24 protein-coding genes are annotated in these 23,119 nt (G+C 40.9%); 14 read left to right on the top strand and 10 right to left on the bottom strand.

What is annotated here, in order from left to right; genetic code table 11:
• The first annotated feature begins 33 nt into the window (after window positions 1-33).
• The 6 genes from porX (at window position 34) to ACFOWS_RS09215 (ending at window position 4,561) form a co-directional block, all read left to right on the top strand.
• The gene (gene porX, locus ACFOWS_RS09190) at window positions 34-1,578 is read left to right on the top strand and encodes a T9SS response regulator signal transducer PorX (RefSeq protein ID WP_379763759.1); all 1,545 of its coding nucleotides are present in this window, start codon (window positions 34-36) and stop codon (window positions 1,576-1,578) included.
• 7 nt (window positions 1,579-1,585) lie between these two features.
• Window positions 1,586-2,002 carry a tRNA (adenosine(37)-N6)-threonylcarbamoyltransferase complex ATPase subunit type 1 TsaE gene (gene tsaE, locus ACFOWS_RS09195; protein ID WP_379763761.1) on the top strand — a complete coding sequence of 139 codons (417 nt, stop codon included), beginning with the start codon at window positions 1,586-1,588 and terminating at the stop codon, window positions 2,000-2,002.
• A 174-nt stretch (window positions 2,003-2,176) separates the two neighbouring features.
• Window positions 2,177-2,311, top strand: a complete 135-nt coding sequence (locus ACFOWS_RS09200; protein WP_379763763.1) for a hypothetical protein — start codon at window positions 2,177-2,179, stop codon at window positions 2,309-2,311.
• A gap of 84 nt (window positions 2,312-2,395) precedes the next feature.
• Window positions 2,396-2,938 (top strand): hypothetical protein, encoded by a 543-nt coding sequence (locus tag ACFOWS_RS09205; protein ID WP_366589014.1) that lies wholly within the window; start codon window positions 2,396-2,398, stop codon window positions 2,936-2,938.
• 47 nt (window positions 2,939-2,985) lie between these two features.
• Entirely contained in the window at window positions 2,986-4,185 is a 1,200-nt protein-coding gene (locus ACFOWS_RS09210; protein ID WP_379763765.1) for an alanine dehydrogenase, read from the top strand.
• A 4-nt stretch (window positions 4,186-4,189) separates the two neighbouring features.
• Window positions 4,190-4,561, top strand: coding sequence for a DUF4258 domain-containing protein (locus ACFOWS_RS09215; RefSeq protein WP_379763767.1), 372 nt, complete (start codon window positions 4,190-4,192; stop codon window positions 4,559-4,561).
• On the opposite strand, the gene ACFOWS_RS09220 is transcribed toward ACFOWS_RS09215, so the two are convergent.
• Window positions 4,558-5,730 (bottom strand): proline dehydrogenase family protein, encoded by a 1,173-nt coding sequence (locus ACFOWS_RS09220; protein WP_379763770.1) that lies wholly within the window; start codon window positions 5,728-5,730, stop codon window positions 4,558-4,560. The genes ACFOWS_RS09215 and ACFOWS_RS09220 overlap by 4 nt on opposite strands.
• Window positions 5,731-5,821: 91 nt before the next feature.
• Here ACFOWS_RS09220 and aroB point away from each other — a divergent pair, with 91 nt between their 5' ends.
• Complete coding sequence (aroB, locus tag ACFOWS_RS09225; RefSeq protein ID WP_379763772.1) at window positions 5,822-6,880, top strand: 3-dehydroquinate synthase; 1,059 nt, start codon at window positions 5,822-5,824, stop codon at window positions 6,878-6,880.
• A 95-nt stretch (window positions 6,881-6,975) separates the two neighbouring features.
• Window positions 6,976-7,320, top strand: coding sequence for a hypothetical protein (locus ACFOWS_RS09230; RefSeq protein ID WP_366589001.1), 345 nt, complete (start codon window positions 6,976-6,978; stop codon window positions 7,318-7,320).
• 9 nt (window positions 7,321-7,329) lie between these two features.
• On the opposite strand, the gene ACFOWS_RS09235 is transcribed toward ACFOWS_RS09230, so the two are convergent.
• The 3 genes from ACFOWS_RS09235 to ACFOWS_RS09245 all read right to left on the bottom strand — a co-directional run bounded on the left by ACFOWS_RS09235 (window position 7,330) and on the right by ACFOWS_RS09245 (window position 9,548).
• On the bottom strand, window positions 7,330-7,845 hold the full coding sequence (locus ACFOWS_RS09235; protein WP_379763775.1) for a DinB family protein: 516 nt from the start codon (window positions 7,843-7,845) through the stop codon (window positions 7,330-7,332).
• 16 nt (window positions 7,846-7,861) lie between these two features.
• A complete protein-coding gene (locus tag ACFOWS_RS09240; protein WP_036384670.1) occupies window positions 7,862-8,341 on the bottom strand; it encodes an Lrp/AsnC family transcriptional regulator in 480 nt (159 codons plus the stop codon).
• A gap of 100 nt (window positions 8,342-8,441) precedes the next feature.
• On the bottom strand, window positions 8,442-9,548 hold the full coding sequence (locus ACFOWS_RS09245) for a M14 family metallopeptidase (RefSeq protein WP_379763778.1): 1,107 nt from the start codon (window positions 9,546-9,548) through the stop codon (window positions 8,442-8,444).
• A gap of 287 nt (window positions 9,549-9,835) precedes the next feature.
• Here ACFOWS_RS09245 and ACFOWS_RS09250 point away from each other — a divergent pair, with 287 nt between their 5' ends.
• Entirely contained in the window at window positions 9,836-10,243 is a 408-nt protein-coding gene (locus tag ACFOWS_RS09250) for a helix-turn-helix transcriptional regulator (RefSeq protein WP_379763781.1), read from the top strand.
• Window positions 10,243-10,656, top strand: a complete 414-nt coding sequence (locus tag ACFOWS_RS09255; protein WP_379763783.1) for a DNA topoisomerase IV — start codon at window positions 10,243-10,245, stop codon at window positions 10,654-10,656. Before ACFOWS_RS09250 ends, ACFOWS_RS09255 begins: the two co-directional genes overlap by 1 nt.
• Before the next feature lie 44 nt (window positions 10,657-10,700).
• Here the strand turns inward: ACFOWS_RS09255 and ACFOWS_RS09260 are convergent, their stop codons facing one another.
• From ACFOWS_RS09260 to ACFOWS_RS09285, 6 genes are all read right to left on the bottom strand, one after another.
• The gene (locus ACFOWS_RS09260) at window positions 10,701-11,657 is read right to left on the bottom strand and encodes a sterol desaturase family protein (RefSeq protein WP_366588990.1); all 957 of its coding nucleotides are present in this window, start codon (window positions 11,655-11,657) and stop codon (window positions 10,701-10,703) included.
• Between the two features lie 68 nt (window positions 11,658-11,725).
• Complete coding sequence (locus ACFOWS_RS09265; protein ID WP_379763786.1) at window positions 11,726-14,353, bottom strand: DNA gyrase/topoisomerase IV subunit A; 2,628 nt, start codon at window positions 14,351-14,353, stop codon at window positions 11,726-11,728.
• 25 nt (window positions 14,354-14,378) lie between these two features.
• Window positions 14,379-16,238, bottom strand: a complete 1,860-nt coding sequence (locus ACFOWS_RS09270; RefSeq protein ID WP_379763788.1) for a DNA topoisomerase IV subunit B — start codon at window positions 16,236-16,238, stop codon at window positions 14,379-14,381.
• Window positions 16,239-16,341: 103 nt separating this feature from the next.
• Window positions 16,342-17,244, bottom strand: a complete 903-nt coding sequence (locus tag ACFOWS_RS09275) for a DMT family transporter (protein WP_379763791.1) — start codon at window positions 17,242-17,244, stop codon at window positions 16,342-16,344.
• A gap of 67 nt (window positions 17,245-17,311) precedes the next feature.
• The gene (ychF, locus tag ACFOWS_RS09280; RefSeq protein WP_379763793.1) at window positions 17,312-18,406 is read right to left on the bottom strand and encodes a redox-regulated ATPase YchF; all 1,095 of its coding nucleotides are present in this window, start codon (window positions 18,404-18,406) and stop codon (window positions 17,312-17,314) included.
• 277 nt (window positions 18,407-18,683) lie between these two features.
• Window positions 18,684-19,037, bottom strand: coding sequence for a 4Fe-4S dicluster domain-containing protein (locus ACFOWS_RS09285; protein ID WP_379763795.1), 354 nt, complete (start codon window positions 19,035-19,037; stop codon window positions 18,684-18,686).
• 85 nt (window positions 19,038-19,122) lie between these two features.
• On the opposite strand from ACFOWS_RS09285, the gene ACFOWS_RS09290 reads away from it, so the two are divergent.
• The 4 genes from ACFOWS_RS09290 to ACFOWS_RS09305 all read left to right on the top strand — a co-directional run bounded on the left by ACFOWS_RS09290 (window position 19,123) and on the right by ACFOWS_RS09305 (window position 23,071).
• Entirely contained in the window at window positions 19,123-20,169 is a 1,047-nt protein-coding gene (locus tag ACFOWS_RS09290) for an acyl-CoA reductase (RefSeq protein WP_379763797.1), read from the top strand.
• A 72-nt stretch (window positions 20,170-20,241) separates the two neighbouring features.
• Window positions 20,242-21,306 carry a 3-phosphoserine/phosphohydroxythreonine transaminase gene (serC, locus tag ACFOWS_RS09295; RefSeq protein WP_379763799.1) on the top strand — a complete coding sequence of 355 codons (1,065 nt, stop codon included), beginning with the start codon at window positions 20,242-20,244 and terminating at the stop codon, window positions 21,304-21,306.
• Between the two features lie 102 nt (window positions 21,307-21,408).
• Entirely contained in the window at window positions 21,409-22,362 is a 954-nt protein-coding gene (locus ACFOWS_RS09300) for a D-2-hydroxyacid dehydrogenase (RefSeq protein ID WP_379763802.1), read from the top strand.
• Between the two features lie 67 nt (window positions 22,363-22,429).
• A complete protein-coding gene (locus ACFOWS_RS09305) occupies window positions 22,430-23,071 on the top strand; it encodes a DUF937 domain-containing protein (protein ID WP_366588967.1) in 642 nt (213 codons plus the stop codon).
• Window positions 23,072-23,119: the final 48 nt, after the last annotated feature.

Consider the following 23,119-nt stretch of genomic DNA (forward strand, 5'->3'; position numbering starts at 1 on the left):
AGTTTGTTTTTATGCCACAAAGATAACTACTATATGAACAAGATTACAATTCTTTGGGTTGATGATGAAATTGACCTCTTAAAACCGCACATTCTTTTTCTGGAGAGCAAAAATTACAATGTAGTTACCAGCCAAAGTGGGCAAGATGCGCTGGAGGAGTTGCGGAATTCTTTTTTTGATATTGTTTTTTTGGATGAAAATATGCCTGGGATATCAGGTCTTGAAACCCTGAATGAGATAAAAAAATTCGACGCCTCCGTACCAGTTGTGATGATTACCAAGAGCGAGGAAGAATACATAATGGATGAGGCCATTGGATCTAAGATTGCCGATTACTTGATTAAACCAGTGAATCCCAATCAAATATTGTTGTCCCTGAAAAAGAGTTTGGACAACTCCAGATTGGTTTCAGAAAAGACCACCTCCAGCTATCAACAAGAGTTCCGAAAAATAGCCATGGACCTTTCCATGGTGAACAGTTGTCAAGAATGGTCCGAGCTCTATAAAAAACTGATTTATTGGGAGCTTCAATTGGAGGAGATTGAGGATTCAGGTATGTTTGAGATTTTGGAATCGCAAAAAGTGGAGGCCAATTCGCAGTTTAGCAAGTTTGTGGACAAAAATTATAAAAATTGGTTCAAGGGTGGCGATGCTCCCATTATGTCACACACTTTATTTAGGAGTAAGGTACAACCCGAATTGGAGGGGAACAAAACCCTATTGGTGGTCATAGATAATCTGCGGTACGATCAATGGCTTGCTTTTGAAGAAACACTGTCCATACACTATAAAAAGAAACAAGAAAGTGCTTACTTCAGCATTCTTCCCACAGCCACGCAATATGCACGGAATGCTATTTTTTCGGGGTTGATGCCCCTGGATATGGAAAAACAATACCCAGACTGGTGGAAGAATGATACCGATGATGGTGGTAAAAATTTATTCGAAGCTGATTTTTTAGGTGCTCAATTAAAGCGCCTGGGGTTAAACCTAAAATGGGAATACCACAAAATCAGCAACTTGAAGCAGGGAAAGCAACTTGCGCAAAACTTTAGATCGCAAAAAGATAATGACCTTACAGTTGTTGTCTACAACTTTGTGGATATGCTTTCCCATTCCAAAACAGAAATGGAAGTGGTAAAGGAGTTGGCTTCCAATGATAAGGCGTATCGTTCACTTACGTTGAGCTGGTTTAAGAACTCGCCGCTATTGGAAATCATTCAGCAAGCGCAAAGCCTGGGAATGAAACTCATTTTGACCACAGATCATGGAACCATCAATGTAAAGCAGCCCTCCAAGGTTATCGGCGATCGGGAGACCAGTCTCAATCTGCGGTATAAAACCGGACGCAGTCTTACCTATGAAGATAAGGATGTGCTGGCGTCTAAAAATCCACAGGATATTCACCTGCCGAACATAAATTTGAGCAGCAGCTATATTTTTGCCAAAAACGATTTATTTTTTGCTTACCCCAATAATTTCAATCATTATGTGAGCTACTACAGAAATACGTATCAACATGGTGGCGTTTCTTTGGAAGAAATGATAGTTCCTTTCGTAGTTTTGGACGCAAAATAGTACAACCTTGAAAAAAATATTCCAATTAGATCAGCTTCAAGAAGTGGCCAAGACCCTTATTAAAGAAGCTCGTGGCAAACAATTATGCTTTTACGGAGAAATGGGAGCGGGCAAAACCACTTTGATCAAAGCATTGGTCAAAGAATTGGGTGCTGTAGATAGTGGAAGCAGTCCAACTTTTGGCCTTGTTAACGAATATCATAGTTCAGAAGGAAAATTATTGGCCTATCATTTTGATTTTTATCGGTTGGAAGATGAAACCGAAGCCTTGGATATGGGACTGGATGACTATCTAAACTCCAATGCTTGGATTTTTATGGAATGGCCAGAAAAAATTAAGTCGTTCTTACCTGAAGATGTTGTATCCGTTTTCCTGCAGTTTATCGACGAAAAGACGCGTTCAATCGAGTTAAATATTCGTTAAAGGGCTTTCCTGCTATCTTCATCTCATTGATTTGTAAAATTGTGTTGAATCGATAAAATGTTGGTTTTAAACGTTAAAATGCAAATTTTGTCGACAAAACGTATTGCAAGTTGAAATATTTTCCTACATTTGTGATGTAGATGAATTCATTTATTAACCAAAAACTCTTTTACGATGAACACTAAAAAAGTTTTTTTTGGATTGCTTGCCGTTTCTTTTTTGGCAATGACTGCGGTTTCAACTGGTACTATCGACATTGATAAGGACCAAACCGTTAGCGTTAAGAAAAAAGACATTCCAAAGCAATAGGAAACAAAAAGTTATTCTTTTTAGACCCCTTTTTATAAGGGGTTTTTTTATACAATAAAAGCTCGCATCTGTAGTTATACATGTATGCGCAGCAAGAAAAAAGTAAGAAAACGATTTATCATTGAGGGGCTTATTACTTTGCTAATAGCACTTTCGCCCATCATGTTCTATTCCTATAAGTACATGCCCAATGATACTGAAACACTGAATTTTGTGTTGTTCACGGTAAAGGCAAATGAGTTCGCCGATGCACGAACAGCCATGTGGTTCTACCTTATTAAGCTCATTCCTTTAATGCTATTGATCATATGGTTCGTCACCAATAAACAGTGGTGGTACCATGCCATTTTGATTCCAATTTCCATGTTCAGCTTTCAATTGTACAGCCAAATCTTTGAACGTAGCGCCGAGGTTGATGAGAACGAGGTATTTTATGTAATTGCAGTGACCATGGTTGTGGTGCCCATTGTGTACTTCATTAGATTGAAGCTGGTTGATAAACACGTTCACGGTATTGATTTGGATGCCATGGACACCGAACTTCAAATTCTTAAAGAAAAAGAAGAGCTTCGAAAAGAGCGAGAGAAACTCGAAGAACGCCAGAAGACCCTTTCAAAAAAAGTGTAAATTTGTTTCCTTACCTTGATGTGGTATTGTGAACAGATTTACTGCGTATGAACCAACCCTCATCCCCGTTTAGCAAACAACAGCTATTACCCCAGGAAGAAACCTTAGAAGTCCTTAAGCAAAAGGGTGAACTTTTTATTGGTATTCCCAAGGAAAACCAATACCAAGAAAAACGGGTATGCCTTACACCAGATGCCGTGAATGCCATTACCGCACATGGACACCGGGTGTTGGTAGAATCTGGTGCCGGAGATGGGGCCAATTTTTCAGACCTTGACTATACCAATGCTGGAGCCCAAATAACCCGGGATGTAAAAAAGGTTTTCTCCTGCCCTATCATTCTTAAAGTGGAACCCCCTTCCCTAACGGAGATTGATTTATTAAATCCACAGACTATCATCATTTCTGCATTGCAGATAAAAACACAGCGTAAGGAATATTTTGAAATTATGGCCAAAAAAAGACTGACGGCCATCGCTTTTGAATATATCCGGGATGAGGACGGTAATTATCCGGCCGTGCGATCTTTAAGTGAGATTGCCGGGATTTCCTCCATACTAATCGCCTCCGAACTTATGGCCACTAGCAGCAAAGGTAATGGACTTATGTTCGGGAACATCAGTGGCGTTCCTCCTGTGGAAGTGGTTATTATTGGTGCAGGAACCGTTGGTGAGTTTGCAGCACGTTCTGCACTTGGCCTTGGGGCCAATATTAAGGTGTTCGACAATTCCATCAGTAAATTGCGAAGTTTGCAAACGAATCTCAATCGTACTATTTATACATCCACTATTCAGCCAAAAAATCTAATCAAAGCGTTAAAGCGATGCGATGTTGCCATCGGCGCTACGCGAGGGAAAGATCGTTCCCCAGTGGTAGTTTCCAGTTCCATGGTGGAAAATATGAAGAAAGGGGCCGTGATCATAGATGTGAGTATTGATATGGGCGGGTGTTTTGAAACCTCAGAGGTTACCAGCCATAACAAACCAACCATTGACAAATTTGGGGTTGTACACTATGGAGTGCCCAATATCCCTTCACGCTACCCCCGAACTTCTTCCATATCCATCAGTAACATTTTCACGCCCTATCTTTTAAAAATTGGCGAAGAAGGTGGTCTGGAACATTCCCTTCGCTTTGATAAAGGCTTGCGCAACGGGCTTTATATGTATCATGGCATTTTGACCAATAAATCCGTTGGCGACTGGTTTGGATTGAATTACAACGATATTAATTTCCTTATTTTTTAATTGAATGGCATTTTTACGGCGTTTGGGATGGTACTTGGTTGGATTGTCCATTGGAATTGTTTTTTTGGTGTTCTTTTTGAAGAAAAAATCTGGGGAAGAAGGGATTGAGTTCTGCTATTTCCCAAACTGCAGAGTCTTAAAAGATATGCGCTCCAAGCCATTGACCTTTGCTGAAGACTTCCCTGAAAAATATAGGGACACCCTTTTGATTCAATCTTTTTTAACTGATGGTGATGTGGATTTTGGAAGAAGTGACACAGAATCCCAGCCTTGTAAAACATACTTCATCTCACTTCCTCACAACGGAAAGGAACTATTGTTAAGGACACAAAACTGCGGGGACAAGATGGTTGCCGAAAATGTTGAGTCCAATTAAGAATCCAACTTCCTGCGCTTCCGCTCTTTCTGTATCAAAGCTAATTCCCGGGAAGTCTGCCCTGCAACCGAAGTGTTTTCCTCCGCCCTTCTAATCAAGTAGGGCATTACATCGCGAACAGGACCATACGGCACATATTTAACGGCATTGTAGCCGTGAGCCGCCAAATTATAAGTAATATGGTCACTCATGCCAAAAAGTTGCCCGAACCAAATATGGTCATCTGAAGGATCTAGGTTTCTTTCCTGCATGAGGCTTATCAATTTTAAAGAGCTTTCCTCATTATGGGTGCCAGCAAAAATGGCAATATGCTCTAAGTGTTCCATACTATAGGTCACCGCCGCATCGAAATTCGCATCGGTCTCCTTTTTGTTTTTGCAAATGGGACTTGTATATCCTTTCTCTTGAGCCCTTTCATTTTCCTTTTCCATATAGGCTCCACGGACTACTTTGGCTCCAATCTTAAAGTTTTCTTCGCTGGCAATTTTATGAAGTTTCTTTAGATAGTCCATCCGGTCCCACCGGTACATCTGAAATGTATTGTAAACAATGGCTTTTTCTTTGTTGTATTTTCGCATCATCTGCAACGCCAAATCATCAGCCGCATCCTGCATCCAGCTCTCTTCGGCATCAATTAATAGGGCAACCTCAAGGTCATGGGCCTTTTTGCACACCTTTTCATATCGATTAACAAGACGACCCCATTCTGCGGACTCACTTTCAGTTAGTTCTACGCCGGCACTTACCTTTTCGTACAATTTAAAACGTCCAAAACCCGAAGGTTTGAACACCGCAAATGGAATGGCATCTTTCTCCTTTACAAAATCCAAGATTTCCAGGGTCTTTTCCAGTGCTGAATCAAACTGGTTGTCCACCTCCTTGCCCTCAGCAGAATAATCTAAAATGGAATAAACACCTTTGGTATACATGTTGTCTATTACCGAAAGACAGTCTTCTTCACTGACTCCCCCGCAAAAATGATCAAAGACCGTAGCTCTTATCAAACCTTCCACGGGAAGATGTGCCTTAATGGCAAAATTCGTCATGGCGGTTCCAATTTTCACCAAGGGTTCGTTGGCAATCATTTTAAACAAAAAATAGGCCCGCTCCAACTGAGAGTCGGTTTTTAGCTCAAAAGCTATTGCAGTATTCTCAAAATTTGGTTGCATTTTTAGAAATCCATTAAAGAACCAAATATAAGTACGTATTCCATATCCATATCTATAAAAATAGTCTTTATTTAGTGGTCTAATTTGAAGTATGGAGTCTATAATATCACAATCCTACGAAGTTCATTTTGGAGATTTGGCCAAAGCTGCTCTAAAACAGCATATTGCAAAAAGTGATTATTCCAAGGTGTTTGTTTTGGTGGATGAAAACACCAAAAAATATTGTCTTCCATTTTTTAAAATGGAAATACTGGACCACCCTGTCAACGCAGTTTTTGAGATTGAATCTGGCGAGAATAACAAGAATATAGATACTTGTGTTAAAGTTTGGGAGCTGCTTTCCAATGAAGATGGGGACCGAAAGAGCCTTTTGATCAATTTAGGCGGCGGAGTACTCACAGATTTGGGTGGATTTGTGGCATCAACCTTCAAAAGGGGTATTGACTTCATTAACATCCCTACAACCTTGCTGTCCATCGTGGATGCTTCGGTTGGCGGTAAAACAGGGGTTGATTTAGGCGTATTGAAGAACCAGATTGGGGTGATTAACCAACCGGTAATGGTATTGGTATTCACTGAATTTTTAAAGACACTTGAACCCAGACAATTGGTAAGTGGTTATGCCGAAATGCTGAAACACGGGCTCATTTCGGATCAGGAATATTGGACCCAGCTGAAGGAGGGCGAAAAGTTTACCGATTCTGAACATATTCAAAAATCCATTGCCATTAAAAATAAGGTGGTTCTGGAAGATCCAACGGAAAAAGGATTACGAAAAATTTTGAATTTTGGGCATACTCTGGGCCATGCCATAGAATCCTACTGTTTGGACAATCCTGAGAAAAAAACTCTCCTCCATGGTGAAGCCATTGCCGTGGGAATGATTTTGGAAGGATATCTTTCACATGAGCTAAAGGGTCTTTCCAAACTTTCACTGGAAGAAATAAAAACCACTTTCTTGCACCACTTTGAGCGGGTTGATTTTACGGATGAAGACATAGAATCCATTCTTAAACTGCTCAAGTTTGATAAGAAAAACACTCATGGCGATATTAATTTTGTGCTGTTGCATTCTATTGGGGAAGCGGTTTCTGATGTAAAAGTTCCAGAGGAATTATTTGAAAAAGCATTTGCATACTACAAGGAATAACGGCTTCATATACTATTTTTTTACGTTTACAACTCTTTGAACACTACCTGTTTAAAAAGTAATAGTTTCAGGATAGGAATTTAAACCTAGCCATTATGAAACGTATTTTGATAGACTACAAGAAGCTGGACCACACTGTTGCAGCAGTTTTGATTGATTCCTACCCCTACGGGTACGGCGATGATGACATCATCACCCTTAAAAAACCTGACGGTGAAATCATAGAAGCTGTTGAAGTGAAAACAGAAGACACCATTTATCTGGTGAAAATCAGTAAGAGCCTTTCCAACTTCATTGCCAATTTTGAGGAAACCATTGAACGTGAATTGGACAAAGATCTAGAAAAGGAAACCGTTTTGGATGCGGATGAAACCTCATACAACGAATCGGATTTTGAGGCAGACCCTGATTCTGATCCAGAAAACGAAAGCTTATACTAGAAAACTACGCTACAAATACCTTTTACGGATAATGTTAACGTGATGGGCTTGATGACCTGAAATAATAAAGCCCAGTGCCCTAACACTCATGCGGGAGCCGCTGGCAACCCCTACACGTTTTAATACATCCTTATCAAAGGAATTGTATAAACAAAGTGTGGATTCCCGAATGGCGCTGTATTCCTTAACAAGGCTGGCCTTGGTCCTTGATGCAGCATTGGAGTGCGGAACATATTCATCTTGATCAAAACCTGGAAATGGTGTCTGGTCATTTCGTGCAAAGCACAATGCCCTGTATTGAAAAACACGCTCTGCATCCATAATATGCAATAAGACTTCAGCCAAGGTCCATTTACCTTCGCCATACGCATAGCCCAACTTGCTCTCTGGAATTTCTTCCAAAAGAGTAATGAGTTCATCCTTGCCCCTAGTTAATTCTTGAATCAGGTCTACATCACCCAAAGCCAATAAATAGGTATGGTAGAAAGGATTGTATTCAGAAGATGGTAACTCTGAACGCAACATACTATGTAAAATTGGGTTACAACTCGTTGAAAATGGTATGCATCAATCGTTTCTTATCGTTGATGCTTTCTTCCAATGAAATCATGGTTTCGGTCCTGCTGATACCATCAATATCATCTATCTTAAAAATAATATTCTTGGCATGTGTGGTATCCCTTGCACGAATCTTGCAGAAAATATTGAATTTTCCAGTGGTGATATGGGCTACCGTTACATAGGGTATTTGATTAAGACGCTCCAGCACAAACTTGGTCTGGTGCGTTTTTTCCAAGAAAATGCCTACATAAGCAATGAAAGAGTAACCAAGTTTAACATAATCCAAGGTTAGTGAAGAACCTTTTATGATTCCAGACTCTTCCATTTTCTTTACCCTAACGTGAACCGTACCAGCTGAAATCAACAGCTTTTTGGCTATGTCGGTGAATGGTGTACGCGTATTATCAATCAACATATCCAATATCTGGTGGTCGATTTCGTCTAGTTTTACTTTGTTCATTACGTTGAAATTTTCAGCAAAATTAGTTAAATAAGAAAATTAATGTAATAAAAATGGTTTTTTTTTAAATAAAACGCAAGAGCTTGACAAAAATAGTTGATCATTCCTCAGCTTGAAGGATTAAATCATACAGTTCTTTATTGGATTTTAGAGCATCAAAATCCTTGGAATCAGTACATTCAATAGTTCGGTGTCCAAAAAAACCGTCAAGTTTTTTAATATCGATGATTTCCGGTTTAAAACGAATGAGGTTATTTTCCAATAGTTCTTTGAACCGAATGCCAATAGTCAGCCCTTCCCCTATTTTAGGGTTTGCGAGGTGAGGGTCTTTGATCAAAATATCATAAAATAGCTTTCCATTGGCCGGGATATTAAAATAATCTCCTGTAGTAAAACGATCCACGGAGTCTGTGGCAATGGTTTTCAACGCCTCAATCAATGCCAAAAAAATAAATTCCCGTGTGCGTTCCCTCTCATAATCGTTGTGATAATGTCCAGCTTCGAACAATACCGTTGGAACGCCCAACATTTGAAAAGTATCGCCAACGCAATTATCATTAAAACCATCATCATACCGTCCTACCTGTCCCGGAATCTTTTCTTGGAGCATGGCATTCATGGCAGCGATGAGCTTCATGGCCTTTATTCGCGTTGGGGTTATGTCTCGGGCAGCATTATTGGATGGCGACAAGAAAGATACCGTAGCAGGCTTTTCCACTTGACCAGCACTGAATAAGGTCCGTTGTCCATGAAGGTTGAAGCAATAATCTGGTTTAAAATTATCAAACAATTTTCGGAGTGCAACGCTTTCGGGCTGCGTACGTTGTTTGGCATCTCGGTTTAAATCCACTTCATTGGCATTGACACGTGTATAGGCTTTTGCCCCATCTGGATTGAGAATGGGGACCACCATAAGTGTGCACTTATTCAAAATGGTTTTAGCCAAAACCTCATCGGAACGTAAAAAATTGGTCATGTCCCAAACCGCTTTAGTGGTGGTGGATTCGTTTCCATGCATTTGAGACCACATTAGAATTCGGTTGGTACCATTTCCTAAGGTAAAAGCCCGAATTGGTACCTTTTGTACAGATTCTCCAATTACTGAAGTTGACGCTAAGGGCAGTTTGGCAAAACATCCATGCAACATATCGTCTATAATGTACCTATTGATAATAGAGGTTTCTTTGAATCCTTTATGGTTGACCATTATTGCTATTCTTCTTTTGAGACTACAAATGTAATCTTTGATATGGTTACAATTGTATCTCCTTCAACATGAATTTTGGATACAAGTTTAAACAGCGGCATGTCGCTGTTTCGAAGATTCTGATACAAATGTGACTGATAGACATTAATTGGCATATAACCACCTTGTTAAGAGGTTTTTATACTGTTGTATGTTAACTATATGTTTAATCTTGGATTAGACTGTACACTTTCTTTTTGCCTGATTTGAGATATTGCCTTAATTTTGAACAATCATAATTTACAAATGTGAACAAAGGTATTGTAACAAGGATTAAAACAATCATTGAGCATTATGACATCAGTGTTTCAGCTTTTGCTGAGAGTATTGGCGTGCAACGCTCCAGCATCTCCCATCTCTTAAATGGACGAAACAAACCCAGCTTGGATTTTGTTTTAAAATTGACAGATGCGTATCCTGAAGTAGATTTGTATTGGTTGCTTCAAGGAAGAGGTGAATTTCCCTCTGATGAATCCAAAGAAGTGGAAAGCTCCCCCTCTCCAATATTGGAAAATAAACTGGAAAAGACTGATACCTCCAAGGAAGAACCTGCCAATTCCATATCAAGACCGATAAAAGAAAAAGATGAACCCGATAAAATTGTATTTTTTTATCCGGATGGAACTTTTACCGCATTCAAATCAAAAAATGATTGATGCTTTTACCATCTTTCCGTTACTTTGTTGTTATGGTAAAACAATTTCTTTTCGTAATATTGGCAGTTCTTATTTTTTCCTGCAAAAAGCCCCCAGAGCGTAACTGTACAGACTTTAAAACCGGTAAATTTTCTTTTACGGCCGTAGTAAATGGTGAAGAAAAAGAAACCACATTTTATAGAACATTGGAAGCAGAGGTGGATTATTTTGAAGGAAAGCGCGATACTTCTTCAGTGCGTTGGATCAATGATTGTGAATATGTACTGAAGAACATACATCCAAAAAATAAGTCTGAGGAAAAATCAATCCACATTAAAATATTGACTACCACAGATTCTTCGTACACATTTGAATACGGTGCTATTGGCGATAACCGGAAATTCAAAGGAACCGCTTACAAAATAGCTGACTGATCGGGGTTTATTTGAGCCTCAAACAAGAGAATTTAACTGCTTTATCAATTGGGTCTTTGATAAATCAATTCAGGGTGGGACTCTTTATATTCCTTAAAGAGCTTTTGTTGTTGTTTTACCGTCATGGTGCTGCCATCGTGGCTCCATCCTGGAGGGCCAAAGATGTACATGAGCTTATGGGATAGTTTATCCACCTTTTTTACATCGTTCCAAATATCCTTGAATTCATGTGTTAGAATAACCATGGGGTTATATGAATTTGGAGAATGAATGACCCCATATTTCACATCGATGTCATCATCAAGCTCTTTCCATGTCCCGAACATTTTATCAAAGATATTCAAGAATCCACCGTGGTTTTTATCTAAATACTCCACATTTTGGGCATGGTGTACCTGATGCATAGTGTGGGTATTGAAAATCTTTTCCAAGAATCCCAATTTTGGAACATATTGGGAGTGTAACTGAAATTGCCACAAGGCTTCAATCCCCAAGCATACCACTACCATTTCCGGGGGAAACCCAATAGCCACCATCCAAGCATAAAAGAAAGGTTTGTACAAAATGGTGAACCATCCGTTCCGGATTGCTGTCCCTAAATTAAAATTGTCCGAAGAGTGGTGTACAATGTGGGCGGCCCAAAGTAAGCGGATTTCATGATTGGCTCTGTGAAACCAATAGTAGGTGAAATCATCCGCCAATTGGCAGAGCAACCAAACGTACCAAGCATATCCGAAGGATTCGTACCCAAGAAAATTTTGTCTGACACCATCAACCATGGGATTGCAGAGTTCATATACCGTCTCAAAAAAGAGAATGGCAAACGCAACTTTGAACAAAGGACCCAAAATGGCGGATCCAATCCCCATAAAACCGCTAGCAGCTAAATCCTTCCATTCGTAGAGGTGATCATCTCCATGTGTTTTGCTGTAGGTAAGCTCGAATAGTATGAAGGCAATAAAAACTGGTACGCCATAGACCAGCGGGTTTGTAAAATCCATAAAGAGGTTTTAAGAAATGTGGTTTTGGTGTGTGTAACACAATTGCGACAAAATAGGCAGAAAAAGCATTAAAACAAAGAGGTTTGGTCAGAACCTTCATCTTTTGATTCAATATCAGTATTGGGAACATCTATACTTTCTTCATCAATAACTTCCATATCTTCCGCTGTTTGTTCTTCAGGCTCCTCAAATGGCAAGGAATCCAATACATTTATATTTTTTACTTTTTCTGCAGTTAGCTGATTTCCAATGGCTTTTATGCCTTTTATGCTGATAAAGTCTTCAACATCAACTTCCATGTTGGGCTTTGCGTCTTTGCCTCGTGGTTTTATGAATTCAATTTCTAGGACCGGTCGCCAATCGGTAGATACCAATTCCATAAATGATTTTGGGTGCTCCGAAATCACCAATTCTTCCTTATTTGGGTTTTCCACCAAAAAGCGCTTGAGGTAATAACGCTCTTTTTCGCCTTCATAATGTACCACGGAAATCGGTTTCTTTGGATTCCATTTCTCCAACACGATCATATCTTCATTGAAACGGGTCAATAAATCCGGCGCAATGGTTTTTACAATTCCTTTCTGGTCAATTACCAACAAGAGGTCGTCACCTTTGAATTCACCAAGCAACTCTCCCCTTCCATCCACATTGAGTCGGTTTACCACATCATCAAACCAAATTCTTCTAGGCTTTAATGTGGAGACACCCTTTTCTTTGAGTTCGATGCGCTTCACGGTATATTTGGTAACCAGATTTCCTTTTGAAGCTCTTCCTTTAATGAGGACATCTGCAAAATCCAAATCCCATTTTAATTTTTTGATGCTACCCGATTGACGTAGCAAAACGGTAACAACCTCAGCTTCACCATTGGGATTGGCGGAAAAATATAGTACTTCAGCCGAAGCTTTGTCACCAGCAAGCGGGTAGATTTTATCCCGGGTGATACTGGTTACATTAAATCGCTTTATGTAGCTTGGACCGCCCTTGCCGTCCTTATAAATCATATTATAAACGGTACGCTTGTCCTTTTTCTTAAAAACGGCAACGTGGATGATATTTTTTCCAACAAACACCTTGGAATCCACTTTGGTCACCATCATTTCCCCTTTTTGGGTAAACACGATGATGTCATCTATGTCGCTGCAATCCGTAACGTATTCGTCCCGTTTGAGAGAGGTTCCAATAAAACCTTCCTCACGGTTGACATAAAGTTTGGTATTACGAATAACCACTTTGGTCGCCTCGATGTCATCAAAAATTCGGATTTCGGATTTTCGCTCCCTGCCTGCGCCATATTTCTTTTTAAGTTCCTTAAAATAGTCAATGGCAAACTCCACCAAATGTGCTAAATGATGTTTGGTCTGGGCGATTCTTTCATCCAAACTTTCAATGAGTTGCTGTGCTTTTTCTAAATCAAACTTTGAAATTCGTTTGATACGGATTTCCGTTAGACGTACAATATCTTCTTCGGTAACGGCACGCTTTAGGTTTTGGGTGAAGGGTTTCAAACCTTTATCGATGGCCGCGATGACACCTTCCCAAGTTTCCTCTTCCTCAATATCGCGGTAGATTCTGTTCTCGATGAAAATCCGCTCCAATGAAGCAAAGTGCCATTGTTCTTCCAATTCCCCCAATTGAATCTCCAATTCAGCCTTTAGCAATTCCACTGTATTGTCCGTGGAGCGTTGCAACATTTCGGTCACGCCAATAAACAAGGGCTTATTGTCTTCAATGATACAACCCAATGGCGAAATTGACGATTCGCAGGCCGTAAAGGCATACAAGGCATCAATGGTTTTGTCCGGTGAAATGTTGGGGGGCAGATGTACCAAAATCTCAACTTCGGCGGCCGTATTGTCCTCTATTTTTTTGATTTTTATCTTGCCTTTATCATTGGCCTTAAGAATGGAATCAATTAAAGAAGAGGTGTTGGTTCCGTAAGGTATTTCATTGATTACAAGAGTGTTCTTGTCCAGTGTTGAAATCTTTGCTCTAACTCGCACCTTTCCACCACGTAGACCATCATTGTAATTGGTGACATCAATGATTCCTGCCGTAGGAAAATCGGGATACAGTTTAAAACGTTGTCCCTTTAAATGCTTGATGGAAGCATCTATCAGTTCAATAAAATTGTGCGGCAATATTTTGGTGGACAATCCAACGGCAATACCTTCCGCACCTTGGGCAAGCAATAATGGAAATTTTACCGGTAAATTTACAGGCTCCTTTTTTCTTCCATCATAGGACAGTTGCCACTCTGTTATCTTGGGACTAAAGACCACTTCCAAACCAAATTTGGAAAGTCGTGCCTCTATGTAACGGGGTGCTGCTGCGCCATCACCGGTTAGAATATTCCCCCAGTTTCCTTGGGTATCTATCAGAAGGTCTTTTTGCCCAATCTGTACCATGGCATCGGCAATACTGGCATCACCATGTGGATGGTACTGCATAGTATGCCCAACTACGTTGGCCACTTTATTATAACGACCGTCATCCAATTCCTTGAGCGAGTGCATGATTCTTCGCTGTACCGGCTTGAATCCGTCTTCAATAGCGGGAACGGCCCGCTCCAAAATCACGTAGGAAGCGTAGTCTAAAAACCAATCCTTGTACATCCCTGTTACCTTGACCAGGCTGTCTTGGGAATTGTCTTGGTTTTCCAAACCTTCATCATTCAGTTCTTCGTTCTCTTCCATCTAGAAGGGCGTGCATTTAATAGGTTTATAGTTGGTTTTCCTCAACCAAATCAAGTTCAACTTTAAGGTTATTTATGATAAATTCTTGTCGGTCTGGAGTATTTTTTCCCATATAGAACTGCAAAAGACTATCTATGCTCATGGCCTTGTCCAACATTACGGGTTCCAATCGAATATCATCTCCGATAAAATGTTGGAACTCATCTGGAGAAATCTCACCCAATCCCTTAAAACGGGTTATCTCTGGCTTTCCTGTCAACTTTTCAATGGCATTGCGCTTCTCCTCCTCGCTGTAACAATAAATGGTTTCTTTTTTATTGCGCACTCTAAAGAGTGGAGTTTGAAGAATGTACAAGTGGTTCTCCTTGATTAATTCTGGGAAAAATTGAAGGAAAAAGGTAATCAGCAATAATCTGATGTGCATTCCGTCCACATCGGCATCGGTAGCGATTACAATATTATTGTACCGCAAATCTTCCATGGATTCCTCAATGTTCAGCGCTGCTTGAAGCAGGTTGAATTCCTCATTTTCGTACACAATCTTTTTGGACATACCGTAGGAATTCAACGGTTTTCCTCGAAGACTGAAAACGGCCTGTGTATTTACGTCACGTGACTTTGTAATTGACCCGGATGCGGAATCTCCCTCCGTAATAAAAAGGGTGGTTTCCAACCGTCGGTCATTTTTCATGTCCTGCAGATGCACTCGACAATCTCGTAATTTTTTATTGTGAAGGCTTGCTTTCTTAGCCCGTTCCCTTGCCAATTTTCGGATGCCGGAAAGTTCTTTTCGTTCTTTTTCGGCTTGAACAATTTTGCGTTGAAGCGCTTCGGCGGTTTTTGGATTTTTGTGTAGGTAATTGTCCAGTTGGGTACCCACAAAATCATTGATGTAGGTACGGACCGTGGGCAGGTTCCCGCCCATATCCGTAGAGCCCAACTTGGTCTTGGTCTGGCTCTCAAAAACAGGCTCCATCACTTTAATTGAGATGGCAGAAATAATTGATTTTCTTACATCTGAAGCATCATAGTTTTTTCCGTAGAAATCGCGAATGGTCTTTACCACAGCTTCCCGAAAAGCAGATTGATGCGTTCCGCCCTGCGTGGTATGTTGCCCATTTACAAAGGAATGGTACTCTTCACTGTATTGGGTTTTACTGTGGGTCATGGCGACCTCAATGTCATCCCCTTTTAAATGGATAATGGGATATAAAAAATCCTCCTCATTATTATTGTCCTCCAACAAATCCTTCAATCCATTCTCTGAATGGAATTTTTCACCATTAAATACAATGGTCAACCCTGGATTGAGGTAAACATAGTTTTTGAGCATGCGTTCCACATACTCATTGCGGTATTTGTATTTTTTGAAAATGGACTCGTCGGGAATGAAACTCACCTTGGTTCCCCTTCGTCTCGATGTTTCCTCCAGCAATTCTTCGTTAGTGAGGTTGCCGGTTTCAAATTCTGCGGATTTGGATTGCCCATCCCGTGTGGACTCCACCCGGAAATAAGTGGACAGTGCATTTACGGCCTTGGTTCCTACTCCATTTAATCCTACCGATTTTTTAAAGGCTCGTGTATCGTACTTACCGCCGGTGTTCATTTTGGAGACCACGTCCACCACTTTTCCCAGTGGGATACCTCGACCAAAATCACGCACATGAACGGTATTATCCTTAATATTGATTTCGATGGTCTTCCCGGCGCCCATGACAAATTCATCGATACAGTTGTCAATGACTTCTTTGAGGAGGATGTAAATACCATCATCTGCCGAAGAACCATCGCCCAATTTTCCAATGTACATCCCTGGACGCATACGAATATGCTCCTTCCAATCCAGGGAACGAATGTTATCCTCGGTATACTGGGTTTGTGACATGAGTTAAGGGTTAATCCTTGCAATATAAAATTTCGGAGCAAAAATAAAAGTATTGGTGGCAGAAAGTAATCAACAAAGAAAAGGGTGTGATTGTTAATAGCAATCACCGCAAGGCCTTTCTTTTTCTGTTGAGCGAGAGATAGGTCACCCCAAAAATCACTATCAGCATTCCGAATAATTGCCAATAGGTGAGTTTTTCAGCCAGAAAAATATAAGCCAATAAAATGGTGGATACAGGTCCCAAACTCCCCAAAATGGAAAAGTTGGAAGCGCCCAGTCGTTCAATGGAAGCGGAAACCAGAAATGAGGGAATCAACGTAGCAAAAATGGCCATTGCAAAGCCGTAGCCATACACCGGTAACGGATACTTGAACAAGTCCCAATCGCCAGAAAATATATAATGAATCAGAATGCAAATGGTGGAAACAATCATGGCGTAGCAGGTAAATCGAAGTACCCCAAACTTTGGAATCAACCAACCGCTGCCCACCAAATACGAAGCATACGTAATGGCGCTTAGCAAAACCAAAAAGCCGCCGATCAAAGCTTCATTTCCTACAATTTCCAATTCGTTCCAAAAAGTAACAACCACACCAATATAGGTAATGACGATAGCCGTAGTTTGCACTTTGGTGATTCTCTCCCTAAAAAACAACCAACTCAAAAACACGACAATTGTAGGATAGACGAATAAAATGATACGTTCCAACCCCGCTTTGATGTAGTTGAGTCCCAAGAAGTCAAAATAGCTGGCCGAATAGTAACCTACAAAACCAAAGGCGACCAACCACAAATAATCCTTGGTTTTTATGTCAACAGAAGGACGCTTCTTTCGGATAATAAATAAGATGAGAATATAAAAAGGAAGCGACAGGAACATGCGGAACATGAGCAGGTCCAAAGTCTCCACCTGATATTGGTAGGCCAATTTTACCATGACCGCCTTTGAGGAGAACAGCACTACCCCAAGGATACCGTATAAAATTCCCAAGCCTTTTGTTGACATGGGATAAAGCTACATTAAGGTATATTTAATAATTTCTGGAGAATGATAAGATTACAATGCCCAGAGGCTAGACATTAAACCTAAAATGCATCACATCACCGTCTTTAACGATGTACTCCTTGCCTTCTACCCGCATACGGCCGGCTTCTTTTACTTTGGCCTCGCTACCGTATTTAATGTAGTCGTCATAGGCGATGACCTCGGCGCGGATAAATCCTTTTTCAAAATCGGTGTGGATAACGCCAGCTGCCTGCGGTGCCGTGGCCCCTACGGGAATGGTCCACGCACGGACTTCCTTAACTCCGGCGGTGAAATAGGTTTCCAAATCCAATAATTTGTACGCACCTCGAATCAATTTGGCAGAACCGGGCTCTGAAAGTCCTAAATCTTCCAAAAACAACTGACGTTCTTCGTAAGTTTCCAATTCGGTGATATCGGCTTCGGTACCTACCGCCAAAAAGATGACTTCGGCATTTTCGTTGGCCACAGCTTCTTTTACTTTTTCAACATAGGCATTTCCGCTAGCTGCCGCTTCTTCATCCACATTACAGACGTACATCACGGGTTTGTCGGTAATTAATTGCATGGGTTTTACATACTCGGCTCTGTCATCGTCACTAAATGGTATGGCACGTACTGAAGTTCCAGCTTCCAAACCTTCTTTTAAGGCATTCAGCACAGCCTCTTCTTTTTGGGCTTCTTTATTTCCGGTTTTGGCGGCACGTTTTACCTTGTCTAATTTTTTCTCAACGCTTTCCAAATCCTTTAGCTGGAGTTCCATATCAATGGTCTCTTTATCCCGAATAGGATTCACAGAACCATCAACGTGTACAATATTGTCATTGTCAAAACAACGTAGCACATGAAGAATGGCATCGGTTTCCCGGATATTTCCCAAAAACTGGTTGCCAAGCCCCTCTCCTTTGCTGGCACCCTTTACCAAACCGGCAATGTCAACAATCTCAACCGTGGCGGGAACCACACGTTCTGGATTGACCAACTCCTCTAACTTTTCCAAACGGGAATCAGGTACGTTTACCACCCCAATATTGGGTTCGATGGTGCAAAAAGGGAAATTGGCACTTTGTGCTTTCGCATTGGATAGACAGTTGAACAAGGTCGATTTTCCTACATTGGGCAATCCTACAATACCGGCTTTCATTGGCTTTTTCTTTAGGTCTCAGCTATCAGATTTCAGACATCTGAAGTCTGAGGTCTGAATTCCGGCTGCAAATATAAGTTGAAGTTTTGTTTTGGAAGTCTAAAATCCTTGAATCAAAAGATAGAGCCCAATAATAAACACAGCGGCAATACCTAGAATCGCGATCAGGGAAAGAATACAGCCCAACTGTTTCCAAAAACCATTGTATGCTTTTTCTTTTTTCATAAAAAAACCCCGACAACACGTTCGGGGCTAAAATATTGAATTTTTTATTGCTTTATCCGTCTGGGTGCATAAACTTCTGCTTGCCCAATAAGACTTCTTCACTCTCCACATGATCCTCATCGGGAACGCAACAATCCACGGGACAAACCGCGGCACATTGAGGCTCTTCATGGAAGCCCATACATTCTGTACATTTATCGGGAGCGATATAGTAAATTTCATCGCTAATGGGCTCCTGAACATCATCTGCATTCACAGCCTTTCCGCTGGGCAATACCACATCACCCGTCAATGAAGTACCATCACTATATCTCCATTCATCCGCTCCTTCATAAATTGCGGTGTTTGGGCATTCTGGCTCACAAGCACCACAGTTTATACATTCATCAGTTATGATAATCGCCATAATTTTCTTTTTCTATTGTGCCGAATTATATCAGCATGCTTACTTTTGGCAAAAATAAACCCTACCAAATTAGTATACAAATATAATGACCGTACATCTCCCAATATTGGAAGCTTTTGTTAAACTTGGAAATTATCTAACGGATTTTTGTGAAAATTCTTATGAAAAACCCTCCGATACCCATTCAAAATTTGAGATGGTCATTACCCAAGCCCAACACCAGAATGGGTGGTTTACCCGCGAAAACATTCTTTTTGCACTAAAACAGTGGGGGGATTTATTGACTGAAGAACACCTTACAGCTTGGCTGTCCGAATATACGCTTAAATACGAAGAATCTCCAAAGACCATCGGTATTGTAATGGCAGGAAATATTCCTATGGTGGGATTCCATGATTTTCTATGCGTTTTATGTTCCGGAAACAAGGTTTTGGCCAAGCTTTCTTCCAATGACAAGGTTTTACTGCCCTTCCTTGCCCAATATCTCATAAAGCAAGAGCCGTTATTGGCAGAGCGGATTGAATTCACTGAAGGAAAACTGGAAGGTTTTGATGCAGTCATTGCAACGGGAAGTAACAACACTAGTCGTTATTTTGAATACTATTTTGGAAAAAAGCCCAATATCATTCGCAAGAACAGGAATTCCGTGGCGGTGCTTGCTGGTGATGAGACCCAGGAAGAACTACAGGCTCTGGGCGAAGATATTTTTAGGTATTATGGATTGGGTTGCCGGAATGTTTCCAAAATCTATGTGCCATCTGACTACGATTTTGAACCGTTCTTTACTGCAATTTTTAAGTTCAGTGATATCATCAACCAACACAAGTACGCCAATAATTACGACTACAACAAGGCCGTATATTTAATGAGCAATTTTCAAATTCGGGATAACGGGTTTTTAATTTTGAAAGAAGATGAAGGTTTTGTTTCTCCTATTGCGGCGCTCTTTTACTCCTATTATGAATCGGAAGAAGCATTACGTAAATATCTTACGGAAAATGAGTTGCAAATCCAATGTGTGGTTTCAAAACAAAAAAACACGGATGATGTTCCCTTTGGAGAAACACAGAAGCCCAATCTCAACGACTACGCCGATGGGGTGGACACCCTGGAGTTTTTACTCGAACTTTAGGATAGAACCTTTGGTTTGAATCGTTTTTAGATCCAAGTTTTTTTAAGACCTTTATCCGCTCAAACCTAGCAAATGAAAAAGCACAATTTTAGCCCCGGCCCCTGTATTTTACCCCAAGAGGTAATGCAAAAGGCCTCTGAAGCCGTTCTGGAATTGGACGGTATTGGTTTATCACTCATTGAAATATCTCACCGAAGCAAGGAATTTGTAGCCATTATGGAGAAGGCACGCTCCCTTGCTCTTGAACTTTTGGGATTGGAGGGAAAAGGATATCAGGCCGTTTTTCTTCAAGGTGGAGCCAGTATGCAGTTTTTAATGGCCGCGTACAATCTTTTGGAGAAAAAAGCTGGGTATGTAAACACCGGAACGTGGAGCCAAAAAGCAATTAAGGAAGCCCGATTGTTCGGTGAGATTGTAGAAGTGGCCTCATCGCAAGAGCAAAACTTCAACCATATTCCAAAAGGGTACAAGGTACCTTCTGATTTGGATTATCTACACCTTACCTCCAACAACACCATTTTTGGAACGCAGATTAGAGAATTTCCAGAAACGGATGTACCGTTGGTGTGCGATATGAGCTCTGATATTTTCTCAAGACAGCTCGATTTTTCCAAATTTGATTTGATTTATGCCGGAGCCCAAAAAAATATGGGCCCAGCGGGAACTACATTGGTGGTGGTCAAGGAAGATATTTTGGGTAAGGTTTCACGAAAGATTCCGTCCATGTTGGATTATTCCGTTCACGTGAGTAAAGACAGTATGTTCAACACACCTCCGGTCTTTGCCGTGTATGTTTCCATGCTCACCATGCAGTGGCTGAAAGATTTGGGAGGAATTTCCGCTATTGAGGAAATCAACGAGCGTAAAGCCAATCTTATTTATTCAGAAATTGAATTGAATCCAGTTTTTTCCGGTTATGCTGCCAAAGAAGACCGTTCCATAATGAACGCCACATTCAACATCACTGATGATGCACTCAAAGATACGTTTGATGAAATGTGCAAAGAGGCTGGTATCAGCGGCATCAATGGTCACAGGTCTGTTGGCGGATATCGTGCTTCCATGTACAATGCACTACCAGTTGAAAGTGTTGGGGTTTTGGTGGATATTATGAGTGAACTGGAAAAGAAAGGATAGGTTTGTTGTCAGTTATCAGTTATCAGTTATCAGTTATCAGATGTCAGAAGGCTGATTTCTGATTTCAGTTGACGCCCTATATTATTTTTAGACCGAAAACTTATGAAAGTTGTATTAGCAAACGACGGATTAGCCCAATTGGGGATTGATGCTCTGGAAAAAGCTGGCTATGAAGTAATCACTACTCGGGTGGCCCAAGAGCAGCTGGTCAATTTCATCAATAAAAGCAACGTTGATGCATTGTTGGTAAGAAGTGCTACCGAAGTTAAAAAAAAGTTGATCGATGCTTGTCCAAAACTTAAATTGATAGGTCGTGGCGGCGTGGGTTTGGATAATATAGATGTGGATTATGCAAAATCCAAGGGAATCCATGTCATCCATACACCTGATGCATCCGCAGAATCTGTAACTGAATTGGTTTTTGCGCATTTGCTAACGGGCGTTCGGTTTTTACACAGTGCTAATCGAGATATGCCCCTTGAAGGTGATAGCCAATTCAAGCAATTGAAGAAAAGCTATGCCAACGGGAGAGAATTGAAGGGGAAAACTTTGGGCATCATTGGTTTTGGCACCATAGGACAAGCCACTGCTAAAATGGCCCTGTCACTAGGGATGAAAGTTTTGTTGAATGACCATCATGTGGAAAAGGAAACACTGACCGTTTCATTTTTTGATGGGCAATCAGTGGAATTCAAATTGGTGAACAGTGATTTAAAAACAGTACTCCAAGATTCCGACTTTATTAGTTTGCATGTCCCAGCACAAAACGGATATGTAATCGGCAAAAAGGAGTTGGCCCAGATGAAACAAGGTGCAGGAATCATCAATACCTCCCGTGGGGGTGTTTTGGATGAAGTAGCCCTAGTGGACGCATTGGATAACAATAAAATTGCGTTTGCGGGCTTGGATGTGTATGAATCAGAACCAACACCAGAGATCAAAATATTAATGCATCCCAAAATATCGCTTACGCCCCACATTGGAGCATCCACTCTAGAAGCCCAAGAACGTATAGGTCTGGAATTGGCCGACCAGGTTATTAAACTGCTAAAATAGATCGGTTGTAAGGGGAATAGGGTCACTTTTTTGTACATTGCCCTTCTAACCTTAACACTATTCGCATATGTCTGGATTAATGGATTTACTCAATAGCCCTGTGGGCAGACAACTAGTAAGCGGTGTTTCCAATCAAACGGGTGCACCTGAAAACAAAACAGCAGAAGTTCTGAGCATGGCCATGCCTCTTTTAATGGGAGCCATGAAAAAGAATGCTTCTACTCCAGGAGGGGCTGAAGGACTTATGAATGCACTTTCCTCTAAACATGATGGTAGCATTTTAAACGACCTAGGTGGTCTTTTTGGAGGTGGGGTTGATAAAGCTGTGATGGATGATGGAGCAGGAATTTTGGGTCATGTTTTTGGCTCCAAGCAGCCGCAAGTGGAAAACGCATTAAGCAGTAAATCTGGAATTGATGCCGGGAGTATTTCCCAAATACTTAAAATAGCCGCCCCCATTCTTTTGGGATATTTAGGGCAACAAACCCGTCAACAAAAAGTGTCAAATCCAGATGCGTTGAGTGGACTTCTTGGCGGACTAATGGGTGGAACCAAAACCGCAAACAAACAACAATCACTCATTGAGACATTTTTGGATTCTGATGGTGACGGCAGCGTTATCGATGATCTTGCAGGAATGGTTTTAAATGGTGGAGGTCGGAAAAAAAGTGGTCTCGGTGGTGTTCTGGGCGGGCTTTTTGGAAAATAACCATTCATTGAACCTTAACGTTATTTAACAAAGCCATTTGAAAATTCA

Source organism: Flagellimonas marina (genome assembly GCF_042651185.1).
GTDB lineage: Bacteria > Bacteroidota > Bacteroidia > Flavobacteriales > Flavobacteriaceae > Flagellimonas > Flagellimonas marina.